General features: G+C 67.3%; 13 protein-coding genes. 9 read left to right on the top strand and 4 right to left on the bottom strand.

Annotated features, from left to right (window positions below):
• The first annotated feature begins 130 nt into the window (after window positions 1–130).
• The 4 genes from KP010_RS19700 to KP010_RS19685 all read left to right on the top strand — a co-directional run bounded on the left by KP010_RS19700 (window position 131) and on the right by KP010_RS19685 (window position 2,981).
• Entirely contained in the window at window positions 131–391 is a 261-nt protein-coding gene (locus tag KP010_RS19700) for a zinc-finger domain-containing protein (RefSeq protein ID WP_108916951.1), read from the top strand.
• Window positions 392–401: 10 nt separating this feature from the next.
• Window positions 402–1,565 (top strand): FAD-dependent monooxygenase, encoded by a 1,164-nt coding sequence (locus KP010_RS19695; RefSeq protein ID WP_142863378.1) that lies wholly within the window; start codon window positions 402–404, stop codon window positions 1,563–1,565.
• Between the two features lie 126 nt (window positions 1,566–1,691).
• On the top strand, window positions 1,692–2,549 hold the full coding sequence (locus tag KP010_RS19690; RefSeq protein WP_108916977.1) for a MipA/OmpV family protein: 858 nt from the start codon (window positions 1,692–1,694) through the stop codon (window positions 2,547–2,549).
• 45 nt (window positions 2,550–2,594) lie between these two features.
• Window positions 2,595–2,981 (top strand): hypothetical protein, encoded by a 387-nt coding sequence (locus KP010_RS19685; protein ID WP_108916953.1) that lies wholly within the window; start codon window positions 2,595–2,597, stop codon window positions 2,979–2,981.
• 537 nt (window positions 2,982–3,518) lie between these two features.
• Here KP010_RS19685 and KP010_RS19680 read toward each other — a convergent pair.
• From KP010_RS19680 to hppD, 3 genes are all read right to left on the bottom strand, one after another.
• Window positions 3,519–4,538: a fumarylacetoacetate hydrolase family protein gene (locus KP010_RS19680; protein ID WP_142863379.1), complete on the bottom strand. Its 1,020-nt coding sequence runs from the start codon at window positions 4,536–4,538 to the stop codon at window positions 3,519–3,521.
• 8 nt (window positions 4,539–4,546) lie between these two features.
• On the bottom strand, window positions 4,547–5,845 hold the full coding sequence (gene hmgA, locus KP010_RS19675) for a homogentisate 1,2-dioxygenase (RefSeq protein WP_142863380.1): 1,299 nt from the start codon (window positions 5,843–5,845) through the stop codon (window positions 4,547–4,549).
• A 117-nt stretch (window positions 5,846–5,962) separates the two neighbouring features.
• Window positions 5,963–7,051 carry a 4-hydroxyphenylpyruvate dioxygenase gene (hppD, locus tag KP010_RS19670; protein WP_142863381.1) on the bottom strand — a complete coding sequence of 363 codons (1,089 nt, stop codon included), beginning with the start codon at window positions 7,049–7,051 and terminating at the stop codon, window positions 5,963–5,965.
• A gap of 87 nt (window positions 7,052–7,138) precedes the next feature.
• Here hppD and maiA point away from each other — a divergent pair, with 87 nt between their 5' ends.
• A complete protein-coding gene (gene maiA, locus KP010_RS19665) occupies window positions 7,139–7,771 on the top strand; it encodes a maleylacetoacetate isomerase (protein WP_216281377.1) in 633 nt (210 codons plus the stop codon).
• Between the two features lie 124 nt (window positions 7,772–7,895).
• Window positions 7,896–8,675, top strand: a complete 780-nt coding sequence (locus tag KP010_RS19660) for a L,D-transpeptidase (RefSeq protein ID WP_142863383.1) — start codon at window positions 7,896–7,898, stop codon at window positions 8,673–8,675.
• A gap of 1 nt (window position 8,676) precedes the next feature.
• On the opposite strand, the gene KP010_RS19655 is transcribed toward KP010_RS19660, so the two are convergent.
• Window positions 8,677–8,967, bottom strand: coding sequence for an acyl carrier protein (locus KP010_RS19655; RefSeq protein WP_142863384.1), 291 nt, complete (start codon window positions 8,965–8,967; stop codon window positions 8,677–8,679).
• 203 nt (window positions 8,968–9,170) lie between these two features.
• Here KP010_RS19655 and egtB point away from each other — a divergent pair, with 203 nt between their 5' ends.
• The 3 genes from egtB (at window position 9,171) to KP010_RS19640 (ending at window position 13,582) form a co-directional block, all read left to right on the top strand.
• Entirely contained in the window at window positions 9,171–10,511 is a 1,341-nt protein-coding gene (gene egtB / locus KP010_RS19650) for an ergothioneine biosynthesis protein EgtB (RefSeq protein WP_216281375.1), read from the top strand.
• A complete protein-coding gene (gene egtD, locus KP010_RS19645) occupies window positions 10,508–11,470 on the top strand; it encodes an L-histidine N(alpha)-methyltransferase (protein ID WP_142863386.1) in 963 nt (320 codons plus the stop codon). The genes egtB and egtD overlap by 4 nt, the downstream gene beginning before the upstream one ends.
• Before the next feature lie 315 nt (window positions 11,471–11,785).
• Window positions 11,786–13,582, top strand: a complete 1,797-nt coding sequence (locus tag KP010_RS19640; RefSeq protein ID WP_142863387.1) for an alpha/beta hydrolase — start codon at window positions 11,786–11,788, stop codon at window positions 13,580–13,582.
• Window positions 13,583–13,599: the final 17 nt, after the last annotated feature.

Genomic DNA, 13,599 nt, shown 5'->3' with positions numbered 1-13,599 from the left:
CCGGCCGAGGCGCGCGGCCGGCCTCCGCCTGGAGAACCACCCGCGTCACTGCGCCCCTCCCCCTACCCAAACCGCCCCGGCTCCAATATAGCTTCGCGCAGCCAACTGACCGCTCGAGGGACTTCCCGCCATGTCGCACGACACCACACCGCATTTCCACAATCAGCCGGGCGTCGCCAAGATCAAGGTCGGCTCCAAAGAATTCATGTGCATTGGCGCGCTGCCGCCCTTCGACCATCCGCATGTCTTCATCGACATGGGCGCGGCGGACGAGGCGGTCTGCCCCTATTGCTCGACGCATTATGTGTTCGACGCCGCCCTCGGCCATGGCGCGGCCGATCCGGCCGAATGCGTCTATCACTCCGAAACCGTCCTCGACCCGACCGCCTGACGCCGCGCGAATGGGCGCTCCTTTCGTCGTCGTCGGCGCCGGCATAGGCGGGCTCGCCGCGGCGATCGCGCTGGCGCGCGCCGGCCGGCGGACGCTCGTTCTGGAGCGCGCCGAGCGCATAGAGGAAGTGGGGGCCGGGCTGCAAATCTCGCCCAACGCCGGGCGCATCCTGCATGAATTCGGCATGAGGCCGGCGCTGGACGCCGTCGCCCTCGAGCCCCGCGCCCTCAATATTCGCCGCGCCGCCGATGGCGCCGTGCTGGCGCGCCTGCCGCTCGCCGAGGCGCGCGACCGCTGGGGCGCGCCCTTTCGCGTCTTCCACCGCGCCGATTTGCAGAAGGCGCTGCTCGACGAGGCGCGCCGTCTCGGCGTCGAGACGCGCACCGCCGCACGCTGCGATGGTTTCACGCAAGACGAGAACGGCGTGCTGCCGACGCTCGGCGAGGAGCGGCTGGAGGCCGAGGCGCTGATCGGCGCCGACGGGCTGCGTTCCACGATTCGCGACGCGCTGGACCTCGTCGCTGGCGACACGCCCCGTCCCGTCGGGCTCACCGCTTGGCGGACGCTCATGCCGATCGATTCGGCGCCCTCCGCTCTGCGCGAGCGGGAAACCCATATCTGGCTCGGGCCGGGCGGGCATGTCGTTCATTATCCGCTACGCGACGCCAGCATCGTCAGCGCGGTCGCGATTCTCGAGGATCGCGCCGATCGCGGCCCCGCCGCCGAGACGCGGACCGGCGAGGAGCTCGCCCGCGCCATGGGTTTTGCGCGCTGGAGCCCCGATCTGCGCGCGCTGCTCGAGGCCGGCGCGACATGGCGACGCTGGCCGCTCTACGCCCGGCCGGAGATCACGCGCTGGGGCCGCGGCCGCGTCGCGCTGCTCGGCGACGCCGCTCATCCCATGGTCCCCTTCCTCGCGCAAGGCGCTGCGCAGGCGATAGAGGACGCCGCCGCGCTCGGCCGCGCCTTTGCGGATGGCGGAGCGGCGATCGAATCGGCGCTCGCGGCCTATCAGTCGGCGCGCGTCGAGCGGGCGATCCGCATTCAGCGCGCCTCGCGCCGACAGGGCGTCAATTGCCATTTCGCCGAGCCGATGGCGACGCTGCGCGACATAGGCGTGCGGCTGATGGGCGGCGAGGGCGTTCTCTCCCGCAACGCCTGGATTTATCGCTGAAAGGCGCCCTCTCGCGGCAGTGGACGCATCGCGGCGAAAAAAGGGCCGCGTCTCCACGGACTTGGCAGTCCTGTCCGCCGGCTGATAAAGATGACGAATTGGTTACGCTGCAACGAGGGTCCGCAGATGCCACTGCCCCGCGCCGCGACGATCGGCCTTTTCGCCTGCCTCGGCCTCGCCGGCGCAGCGTCTTTCGCACAGGCGGAGACTGCGGCGCGCGCCGAGGAAGCGCCGGCGCCGGCGCCCGTCCCGACATTCGCCGCGGCGGAACAAGGATGGATCGTGACCGTCCGCGCCATCGGCGCCCTCGCGCCGAGCTTTCCGGGCTCGGCCAAGCTGCGTCCCTACCCGTTTCCGTCGATCAGCTTCCGGCGCATCGGCGAGCCGGAGCTGTTTTCGACGCCCGACGACGGATTCGGCTTCGCCATCATCGACTCCAACGGCTTTCGCGCCGGCCCGGTGGCCAATTTCGTGTTCAAGCGCGGCCAGCGCGATGGTCTCTACGGACTGCGCACGGTCGAGCTCACTCATGAGATCGGCGGCTTCGCCGAATATCAGACCGAGCATTTCCGCACGCGCGCGGAACTGCGGCAGGGCATAGACGGCCACAACGGCTTCGTCGCTTCGCTCGGCGCGGACATTTTTGGCGGCGACGGCCGCGCGTCCTTGTCCTTCGGACCGCGCCTCAGCCTCGGCGACAATCGCTATGCGAACGCCTATTTCTCGGTCTCGCCGCTCGAATCCCTGGCCAATGGGCGAATCGAACCCTATGAGGCGAACGGCGGATTCACCGCGGCCGGCGGCCTCGCCACCTTCCGCTACGATTTCAGCAAGGACGCCAACGCCACCATTTACGGCGGCTTGCAGCGGCTGACCGGCAGCGTCGGCTCCAGCCCCATTCCCAACGACATCGGCTCGCGCAATCAGTTCACCGCCGGCCTCTCCATCGCGCGCTCCTTCGAGATTCGCGGATTCGCCTGGTGACGCCGCGTTGAAGCGCGCGGCGCTCCTTGACTCTCACCAAGATGAGTGCAAGTCTCGTTCACCATGGCCGATAGGTTACGCTCGCTCTTCTTCCGGCGACTTGCGCTGGGGCTCTATACGCTGACGATCATCGTCGGCGCGCTGGGCTTCGCGTCGCATCGCGGCCACGGCGGGGCGGGCGTCGGCGTCTTCCAGGATCGCGCCGCTTTCTGCCAGGACTTCCAAAAGGCTCATAGCGCGCCGCAGACGCCCTTCGTCGTCTGCTGTGACGCCTGTGTGGCCAGCGCGCCGCCGACCCTCCCGGCGATGATTACACATATCGTCTATCGTTTCGAGATTTCCACACGCTTCGATTTCGCCTCTCGCCTCGGCCGGGACCTCGATGAGAGCCCGGACAATCTCCGCTCGCGAGCGCCGCCCGCCTTCGTCTGACATCGATGCGGCCCTCCCGGGCGCGATATGCGCTCGGCTTGTCTCCTAAAGCAGCTTCCTCGCTTCGTCCTGCGTTCTCTCGCGCCGGCGTCGCATAGGCCACAGGAACGCATTCGCCACAGGAACAAGGAACGCGAATCGTCGCTCTCTGTCTCCCGAGAGCTGCGACGATTCGAGCGGACTTCCGCGAGCGCTCGCCGTCTTTTGATGGCGGACCCCGCAACCATGTCGCCCATGCGTCCTCCTCGACGCGCCTTTCCCCGAGGCGTGACATCTCCCCCGATACGAGGCGGGCCAGGGCGACGGGAGGCGGTTCAGAGCCGGCGAGGCTCGCGGAATCTGTCGACCGACTTGGAAAAGGCGGAGATCGGACCTCCCTCCGACGACCTGCGCCTTTCGAGCGAGCGCCGAGCGGACCTCGACGGGTACTGCCGGGTTCATGCCGCCTCGCTCTCTCGTCGGCCGCCACTGCGCGGCGCTCCCTCTCCCCCCGGGGGAGCGCCGCCCTTGGCCCGGCCGCCTTTCCTTCCTCGCCACTCATTCGCCTGCTCGGGACGCGACCACCTCCTGCTCGATCGCACCGAAGATCGAATGGCCGGCCGCGTCGCGCATCTCGATCCGAATGCGATCGCCCGGCTGCAAAAATCGCGTGCGCGCCGCTTCGCCGCCGAGGCTCTCGACGACGCGCTGCTCGGCGAGGCAGGAATAGCCGACGCCGCCCTCGGCGACGGGCCGGCCCGGCCCGCCGTCCGCGGCGCGATTGGAGACAGTGCCGGAGCCGATGATCGAGCCCGCGCAAAGCGCGCGCGTGCGCGCGGCATGGGCGATGAGGCGGCCGAAATCGAAAGTCATGTCGACGCCGGCGTTCGGCCGCCCGAGCGGCGCCTCATCGACGAAGGAGAGCAGCGGCAAGGAGAGGCGCGCGCCGTCCCACGCGGCGCCGAGCTCGTCCGGCGTCACGGCGACCGGCGAGAAGGCCGAGGCGGGCTTGGACTGGAAAAAGCCGAAGCCCTTGGCGAGCTCGCTGGCGGTGAGGCCGCGCAAGGTCACGTCATTGGCCAGCATGACGAGCGCGATTCGCGCGCGCGCCGCCTCGGCGGCGAGGCCGAGCGGAACGTCGTCGGTGACGACGGCGACCTCCGCCTCGAGATCGAGGCCGAATTTCCCATCGAGATAGGGAATGGGATCGCGCGGTCCCGCGAACCCGTCCGAGCCGCCCTGATAGATCAGCGGATCGCTCCAGAACGAGGGCGGCATCTCGACGCCGCGCGCCTTTCTCACCAGCGCGACGTGATTCACATAGGCCGAGCCGTCGGCCCATTGATAGGCGCGCGGCAGCGGCGAGGCGCAATCATGCTCGCGAAAGCGAAAGGAGGGGAGCAGACCCGCCTCCAGCCGCTCTGCGACCTCGGCGAGGCGCGGCGCGGCGCGCGGCCAATCGTCCAGCGCCGCCTGCAAGGTCGGCGCGACCTGCGTCGCCTCTATGGCGCGCGTCAAATCCCGCGAGACGACGACGAGCTTTCCATCGCGCCCATGCTTCAAGGAAGCCAGCTTCATCTTTGTCCTCACCGCGTCCCGCAAAAGCGGCGCGCGAGCCCCGCCCAGCAATCGGAATAGTCGATCTGCAATGTCTCGAGCGCAGCGGCGTAGCGCGTCACATGCTGCGGCAGGCGCGTCTCCAGCATGAAGGCGAGCGTGCCCGCGAGCTTTTGCGGCGCCAGCGTCGCCCGCGTCGCCTGCTCGAAGCTCTCCGCGTCGGGCCCGTGCGGCAACATGCAATTATGCAGCGAGACGCCGCCGGGGAGAAAGCCGTCCGGCTTGGCGTCATAGCGCCCATAGACGAGCCCCATGAATTCGCTCATCGCATTCATATGGAACCAGGGCGGCCGAAACGTATGTTCGGCGACGAGCCAGCGCTCTGGAAAAATCAGAAAATCGAGATCGGGAGTCCCTTTCCGCTCCGACGGCGCCGTCAGCACGCAGAAGATCGACGGATCGGGATGATCGAAGAGCAGCGCCCCGACCGGCGAGAAGCGCCGAAGATCATATTTGTAGGGCGCGTAATTGCCGTGCCAGGCGACGACGTCCAGCGGCGAATGATCGAGCGCGCAGACGAAGAATTTGCCGCCCCATTTCACCGTGAGCCGGCAAGGCCGCTCGATATCTTCGAAAGCGGCGACCGGCGCCTCGAAATCGCGAGCATTGGCGAGACAATTGGCGCCGATCGGCCCGCGATCGGGCAGAGTGAAAGGCGCGCCGTAATTCTCGCAGACATAGCCGCGCGCCGGGCCGGCGACCAGCTCCGCCTTGAATTTCACGCCGCGCGGAACAACGCCGATCTCGCCCGGCGAAATCTCAATCGCGCCGAGTTCTGTGACGAAGCGCAGCGCGCCCTCTTGCGGCAGAATGAGCAATTCGCCGTCGGCGTCGTAGAAATAATCCTCGGCCATGGAGCGCGTGACGAAATAGAGCCCCGCCGCCATGCCGCTCCGCGCATCGACGTCGCCCGCCGTCGTCATCACGCGCAGGCCGGCCGGAAAAGTGAGCGCGTCATCCGGCATGGTCGGCGGCCCCCAGCGATAGGGTCCGAGCGGCAAATCGCTCTCGTCGCGCGCCGGCGCGCTTTTCCAAAAGGGAAGATCGCGCCGCTCGAAACGCCCGACATGCCGCACAGAAGGGCGAATGCGATAGAGCCAGGACCGCGCATTGGCGCCGCGCGGCGCGGTGAAGGGCGAACCCGACAATTGCTCCGCATAGAGCCCGTAAGGACAATGCTGCGGCGAATTCTGCCCCACGGGCAGGGCGCCGGGCAGCGCCTCGCTGGCGAATTCATTGCCGAAGCCGGACATGTAACGCAGTGTCATGGCTCAATCTCCGATGACGGCGCGCGCCCCACCCTCGCCCCTCGAGGGCGCCCGCGACGTCCTGGCCGGGCTTGTCCCGGCCAGGACGGCGGCAGTGTCTCGCGATATCTCCATCCCTCATGCTCCCGCAGGCAGCACGCCGCGCTTCACCTGATCGTCCTCGATCGACTGGAACAGAGCGCGGAAATTTCCTTCGCCGAATCCCTCGTCGCCCTTGCGCTGGATGAATTCGAAAAAAATCGGCCCGATCACCGTCTTCGAAAAAATCTGCAACAAGAGCTTGCGTCCTTCGCCGTCGATCAGAATGCCGAGCTCGCGCAACGCGTCGAGATTTTCGCCATGTCCCGGCAGCCGCTCGTCGACGCGCGCGTAATAAGAGTCCGGCGGCGCCGGCATGAATTGCAGCCCGCGCGCCCGCAGCGCCGTCACCGTGCGATAGATGTCGTCGCAGGCGCAGGCGACATGCTGAATGCCTTCCCCCCGATAAGCGACGAGATATTCCTCGATCTGACTCTTGTCGTCGACGCTCTCGTTGATCGGAATTCGTATCTTCCCGCAGGGGCTGGTCATGGCGCGCGAATGCAGGCCGGTGAGCTTTCCCTCTATGTCGAAATAGCGAATCTGCCGGAAGGCGAAGAAGCGCTCGTACCACCCGGCCCATTCGTCCATATGGCCGCGATAGACATTATGGGTGAGGTGGTCGATGACCGTGAGGCCGGCGCCTTCGGGATGCGGATCGCGCGCGCCGGTCCAGCGAAAATCGACGTCGAAGATCGAGCCGCGCTCGCCATAGCGATCGACAAGATAGATCAATGCGCCGCCGACGCCGACGAGCGCCGGAATCTTCAATTCCATCGGCCCGATCTTCGTCTCCGCCGCGCGCGCGCCCAAGGCGAGCGCGCGCTCGAAAGCAAGGCGCGCATCCGCCACGCGAAAGCCCATGGCGCAGGCGCAGGGCCCATGCGCGCGGGCGAAATCCGCGGCGAAACTGTCCGGCTCGGCGTTGAGCACGTAATTCACGTCGCCCTGCCGATAGAGCGTCACATCCTTGGAGCGATGCCGCGCGACGGCGGCGAAGCCCATTTGCTCGAGCAGAGCCGCGAGCTTCGCCGGCTCGGGATGGGCGAATTCGACGAATTCGAAACCATCTGTCCCCATCGGATTTTCGGGCGAAGGCGACGGAGAAGGCGACGGAGAAGGCGACATGGCGGCCTCCTTGCGAATGACGCTCGCCTTCAACATATTGCGCGCTGCCGCCGATTGAAGTCCCGGCGGACGGCGGAGGCGGCGGCAATGAAGCTCTATGATTACTTTCGGTCCTCGGCCGCCTATCGCGTGCGCATCGCCATCGAGCTGAAAAGCTTGGACGTCGAGCGCATCCCCGTGCATCTGGCGCGCGGCGAGCAGCGCCTGCCCGAATATCTCGCGAAGAATCCCCAAGGCCTCGCGCCGGCGCTGGAGCTCGACGACGGGACGATCATCATCCAATCCTTGGCGATCATCGACTATCTCGACGCGCTCGCGCCGCGGCCGCTGCTGACGCCGAAAGACCCTCTGCTCGCGGCCAAGGCGCGCGGCGTCGCGCTCGCCATCGCCTGCGACATTCATCCGCTCAACAATCGCCGCGTGCTCGACTATCTGCGCGAGAAGCTCGGCCAGGACGGCGCCGGCGTCGACGCCTGGATCCATCATTGGGCCCTGAAAGGCGGGCTGGAGGCGGTGGAGCGGCTGATCGAGCCCGGCCCCTTCTGCTTCGGCGCGCAGCCGACGATCGCCGATGTCTGCCTCGTTCCGCAGCTCTTCGCGGCGCGGCGCTTTGCGACGCCGCTGGACGCGCTGCCGAAGCTTCTCGCCGTGGAGGCGCATTGCCTCGCCCACCCCGCCTTCGCCGCCGCCGAGCCGTCACGACAGGCCGACGCCGAATAGAGCCGCGCGCCCTGTCACGCCCGCGCCGGCGCTCCATATGCCCGAGACAGTGTGGCGGCCTCGTTCCACTTTTCGCCGTCTTCGTCTTCGACAAAAGGCGTTTCCGCTTTTTTAGGAAATCGGCATGTCGCTTCGTCTGCGTCTCGTCCTCGCCGCCGCCGCTCTGCTCGTGAATGCGGGCGCGGCGGTCGCTCAATATTATTATTGGCCGGAGTCGAGCTATGGCCCACAGAGCGGCGCCGCCGACGATCCGTACGCCGAGCCGCAGCCTCGCCGCCCGCGCGCCCGCGCCACTTGGCCGTTCGACGAAGAGCGCCGCGATCCGCCGCGCGCCCGCAACCGGGCGCCTCGGGAGAAGGACGAGCTCGAGCGGCGGCGCCTCGCCGCTCTGCCGCCGGACGCCGATCCCGATTATTCGACGCCGATCGACTATGACGACGACGTCGACATGCGGCAGACGCGTCGCCGCTTCGTCGCCGATCCGACCGCCGGCGATCCGGGCACGCTGACGATCGACACGCGCGCCCGGCGTCTCTATCTCTCGCTGGAGGACGGCCGCGCGGTCGAATATGCGATCGGCGTCGGCCGCACCGGATTCTCCTGGAAAGGCGAGGCGAAGATCGGCCGCAAAGCCTTCTGGCCGGGCTGGACGCCGCCGCCGGAAATGCTGGAGCGCCGCCCCGATTTGCCCGAGCATATGGACGGGGGCTTGAGAAATCCGCTCGGCGCGCGGGCGCTCTATCTGTTCCAGGGGCAGAAGGACACTTTGTTCCGCATTCACGGAACCAATGAGCCGGAGAGCATCGGCCGCGCGGTCTCGTCCGGCTGCATCCGAATGCTCAATGCGGATGTCATCGACCTCTATGGCCGCGTCGCCAAAGGCGCCCGCGTCGTAGTGCGCTGACTCACGCCGCCCGCGGGCGCGCCTCGGCCTCCAGCAGATCGCCGATGAGCGCGGCGATCGTCGCCATGGTGGCCATGCTGCGGCGCTCGAGCATGGGCTTCGGAAACTCGACGTCCAGCGTCGCTTCGAGCCACAGCATCACCTGCACGGCGCAGAAGGGCGAGAGCCCGGCGGCGTAGAGATCGGCCTCGGCGGAAAGGCTCGCCGCGGCGGCCGGCAGATTGCCCTTGGCGTCCACGGCGCGGCGGATGATCTCGATCGACGTCTCGCTGTTCATGATTTCGGTCTTCATGGCCCCATCCCTTCGCTTCGCGCTCTCGTCTCGTCGAGCGTGAGGGAAGCATAGGACGCGCCATCCAGAGCGGCTGTGCGCCTTCGCATGAGCCTCGCCGCGAGCGCGGCTGTCGCCGATTGCCGACGCATCGGCGCGGCCTATATGGCCCGCTGTTCGACGGCGCCGAAAACGGCGCGACCTTTGCCCCAGGATGAGAGCCGATGGCGACGCGGCCGATGGCGCGAACGGATTTCGCTTCGCCTCCACATGGCGACCCTCCCCTCGAGACCGAGACATTGCGCGCTCGGCTCGCCGCGACGCGCGCGCGCACTCTGGCGCTCGCCGCGCCACTCGGCCCTGAGGATATGGCGGCGCAGGCGATCGAGGAGGCGAGCCCCACGAAGTGGCATCTCGCCCATACGAGCTGGTTCTTCGAGACCTTCGTGCTGGCGCGCTTTCTGCCCGGCTATCGCCTCTTCGATCCCGCTTTCGGCTATTGCTTCAACTCCTATTACGAGGGCGCCGGCGCCAGGCAGCCGCGGCCAAGACGCGGCCTGCTGAGCCAGCCTTCGCTCGAGCGCGTCATGGCCTATCGCCGCCATGTCGAGGAGGCGCTGGAGCAGCTCTTCGACTCGGGCCTCGCGCCGCAGAGCGAGGCGGCGCGGCTGCTGGAGCTCGGACTGCAGCATGAGCAGCAGCATCAGGAGCTGATCCTCAGCGATATTCTCGCGCTTTTCGCCGCCAATCCGCTGCGGCCGGCCTATCGCGCCGCGCCGCCGCGCGGCCTTTGCGGCCCGCCTGAGCCGCTGCGCTGGATCGGCTACGCCGGCGGAATCGTGCGCATCGGAAGCGACGCCGACGACCATTTCGCCTTCGACCGAGATTTCGCTTTCGACAATGAGACGCCGCGTCACGACGCGCTGATTCATCCTTTCGAGATCGCCGATCGGCTCGTGACCAACGCCGAATGGCTGGAGTTCATCGAGGATGGCGGCTATGGCGATCCCGCCTTCTGGCTCTTCGACGGCTGGACGACGATCCAGCGCGAGGGCTGGGAGGCGCCCGCCTATTGGGAACGGCGGGGCGGCCTCTGGCTCGCCATGACGCTCGAGGGATTGCGGCCGCTGGAGCCCGCCGCCCCTGTCGTCCATGTGAGCTTCTACGAGGCGGACGCCTTCTCCCGCTGGGCCGGCGCGCGCCTGCCCACCGAATTCGAATGGGAGACGGTGGCGCAGCAGGAGCCGGTCGCCGGCAATCTGCTCGATGGCGACGCGCTGCGTCCTCTGCCGCCCGCGGAGGCGTTCCAGGGCCATGCGCGCCAGCTCTTCGGCGATGTGTGGGAGTGGACAGGCAGCGCCTATCTTCCCTACCCCGCCTATCGCCGGCCGGCCGGCGCCATAGGCGAATACAACGCCAAATTCATGTGCGACCAGCATGTGCTGCGTGGCGGCTGCTGCGCGACGCCGCAGAGCCATATTCGCGCGAGCTATCGCAACTTCCTCTATGCGCGCCAACGCTGGCTCTTCGCCGGCCTGCGCCTCGCCAGGGATGTCGGCCGATGACCAATGATATCGATCGCGCGACGCCTTCGGAGCCGAAGGGCCGCGGCTTCGCGGCCGATGTGCTCGACGGTCTCTCGCGCGCCGAAAAACGCCTCTCCTGCGTCTATTTCTACGATGCGGCGGGCAGCGAATTGTTCGACGAGATCACGCGTCTGCCCGATTATTATCCGACCCGCGTCGAGACGGACATTCTCGCCGCGCATGGCGAGGAGATGCTCGACGGCGCCGCAGAGGATACGGCGCTGGTCGAGTTCGGCTCCGGCTCCAGCCGCAAGACCGAAATATTGCTCGAGCGCGCGCCGCGCCTCGCGCTCTATGCGCCGATCGACGTCTGCGCCAGCGCGCTGGAGAAAGCGCGCGCGCGTCTTTCCGCGCGCTTCCCGCATTTGCGCGTCTGCCCCATCGTCGCCGATTTCTCGCGGCCGGCGCCGCTCCCCGCCGCGCTCGCCGATCGCCGCCGCATCGGCTTCTTCCCCGGCTCGACGATCGGCAATTTCACGCCGGACGAAGCGCGCGCTCTGCTGCTGGCCATGCGCGTATTGCTCGGGCCGGGCGGGCGGCTCATCGTCGGCGTCGATCTGAAGAAGGACCCGTCGCGGCTCATCGCCGCCTATAATGACGCGCATGGCGTGACGGCCGCCTTCAATCTCAATCTATTGGCGCGCATAAATCGCGAGCTCGGCGGCGGCTTCGATCTCTCGGGCTTTGGCCACCAGGCGATCTATGACGCGCGCGCCGGCCGCATAGAAATGCGCCTCGTCAGCCGCCGCCGCCAGACGGCGAAGATCGGCGGTCGCGACTTCGCCTTCTCGCGCGGCGAAGCGATCCATACGGAAGATTGCTACAAATATGGCGTGGACGAGTTCCGCGTCACGGCGAGCGACGCCGGCTGGGAGCCCGGACGCGTGTGGACGGATGGGGAGGCGCTGTTCAGCGTGCACGAGCTGCAGGCGCCTTAGGGGGCGCTCTCGATCCAGAAAATCGCAACGACCCTCATCCGACCTCGCTTCGCGAGGCCACCTTCTCCCACAAGTGGGAGAAGGATGCGCGCCGTTCGATCGCGAAACCAGGAGAGGTTCGCGCTCCTTCTCCCGATCGATGGACAGCGCCACAATCTGCCGCGGCAGAACGCGCATGGCGCGGCGCCGGCTCGCGGTATAGATTTCACAGCTGCAGCTCATAGCGTCGTCGTTGTGGGCCCGAGCCGCGCGCCGTCACGATCATTTCATGAATTTCGCGTCGACATTAGCCCTCACCTCCACAGGAGACCGCGGATGAACATCGTCTCCCCCACCGTCACTTCGCCGCCGCTCGCAGAAGCGACGCCGCGGGAGATCGACCGTAGCGGCGAAATCCCCTCCTTCGACACGCTGGATCGCGCCGCCCGCGCCTTTGCGGCGCGCTTCACGCAAGGCGTCTCGCCTCTGGCGCAAATGTCGGCCTGGCTCGATTGGGCGACGCATCTGACCCGCGCGCCGGGACGGCAGATCGAATTGTCGCTCGCCGCCATGCAGGACGCCGCCAGATACGCGCACTTCGTCGCTCATGCGGCGCGCGGCGAGACCGTCGCGGCGCCCTTCGCGCCCGCGCCTTTCGACAAGCGTTTCGACGATCCCGCTTGGGACGCGCCGCCTTTCGCCTTTTGGAAGCAGGGATTTCTCGCGAGCGAGCATTGGTGGCGGCAGGCGACGCGCGAGGCGCGCGGCATGACGCCCAATGACGCCGCCCGCGTCGCCTTCATGGCGCAGCAATGGCTCGCGCTGTTCTCGCCCTCCAACGCCTTCTGGCTCAATCCGACCGTCATCGACCGCACGATGAAGGAAGGCGGCGCCAATCTCCTGCGCGGCGCGGAAAATTTCATCGAAGATTACACCCGCGCGCTTCTGAACACGCCCAATGGAGGCAATGGCTTTCGCGTCGGAATCGATGTGGCGGCGACGCCGGGCGAGGTGATCTTCCGCAACGAGCTGATCGAGCTCATCCAATACGGCCCCTCGACGGGAAGCGTCCACGCCGAGCCGATATTGATCGTCCCGGCCTGGATCATGAAATATTACGTGCTCGATCTGCAGCCGCAGAATTCGCTGGTGCGCTATCTGGTCTCGCAGGGCTTTTCCGTCTTCATGATCTCCTGGCGCAATCCGACGCCGGAAGATCGCGATCTCTCCTTCGACGATTACCGCGTCTGCGGCGTGCTCGCGGCGCTGAATGCGATCGGCGCCGTGCTGCCCGGCCGCAAGATCCATGGCTGCGGCTATTGCCTCGGCGGCACGCTGCTCTCCATCGCCGCGGCGGCGATGGCGCGCGATCACGACGAGCGTTTCGCCAGCCTCACCCTGCTCGCCGCGCAGACCGACTTCAGCGAGCCCGGCGAGCTGATGCTCTTCGTCGACGCGGCGCAGGTCGCATTTCTCGAAGATATGATGTGGGACCAGGGCGTGCTCGACACGCGGCAGATGGCGGGCGCCTTCGCGGCGCTGCGCTCCAATGAGCTGGTCTGGTCCAAGGCGGTGCGCGAATATCTGCTCGGCGAGCGGCAAAAGCCCAATGATCTCATGGCCTGGAGCGCCGATCAGACGCGAATGCCCTATCGAATGCACTCACAATATTTGCGCGGCCTGTTCCTCGAGAATCGCCTCACCGCCGGCCGCTACGCCGTGGAGGGCGAGGTGGTGGCGCTGAAGGATATATCGGCGCCCATGTTCGTCGTCGGCACGGAGACCGATCATATCGCTCCCTGGCGCTCTGTGTACAAAGTCCATCTCTTCACCGACGACGAGCTGACCTTCGTGCTGACCACTGGCGGCCATAACGCCGGCGTCGTCTCGGAGCCGGGCCATCACGGCCGCTCCTATCACACGGGCCTGCGCCAGGCAGGCGGTCACTATGTCTCCGCCGACAAATGGCTGGCCGCGGCGCGGCGGGAAGAAGGCTCCTGGTGGCCGCTCTGGGCCGATTGGCTCGTCGCCCACGGCTCGACGGAGCGCGTCTCGCCGCCGCCCATGGGGGCCCCGGCGCGGGGCTTCGCGCCGCTCTGCGCCGCGCCCGGAAACTATGTCCACGAACATTGAGCGCTTTCCGCTCGACG

Origin of the sequence: Methylosinus sp. KRF6, assembly GCF_018887255.1 — a bacterium.
Classification (GTDB): domain Bacteria; phylum Pseudomonadota; class Alphaproteobacteria; order Rhizobiales; family Beijerinckiaceae; genus Methylosinus; species Methylosinus sporium.
This window is presented reverse-complemented; position numbering and strand designations above follow the sequence as displayed.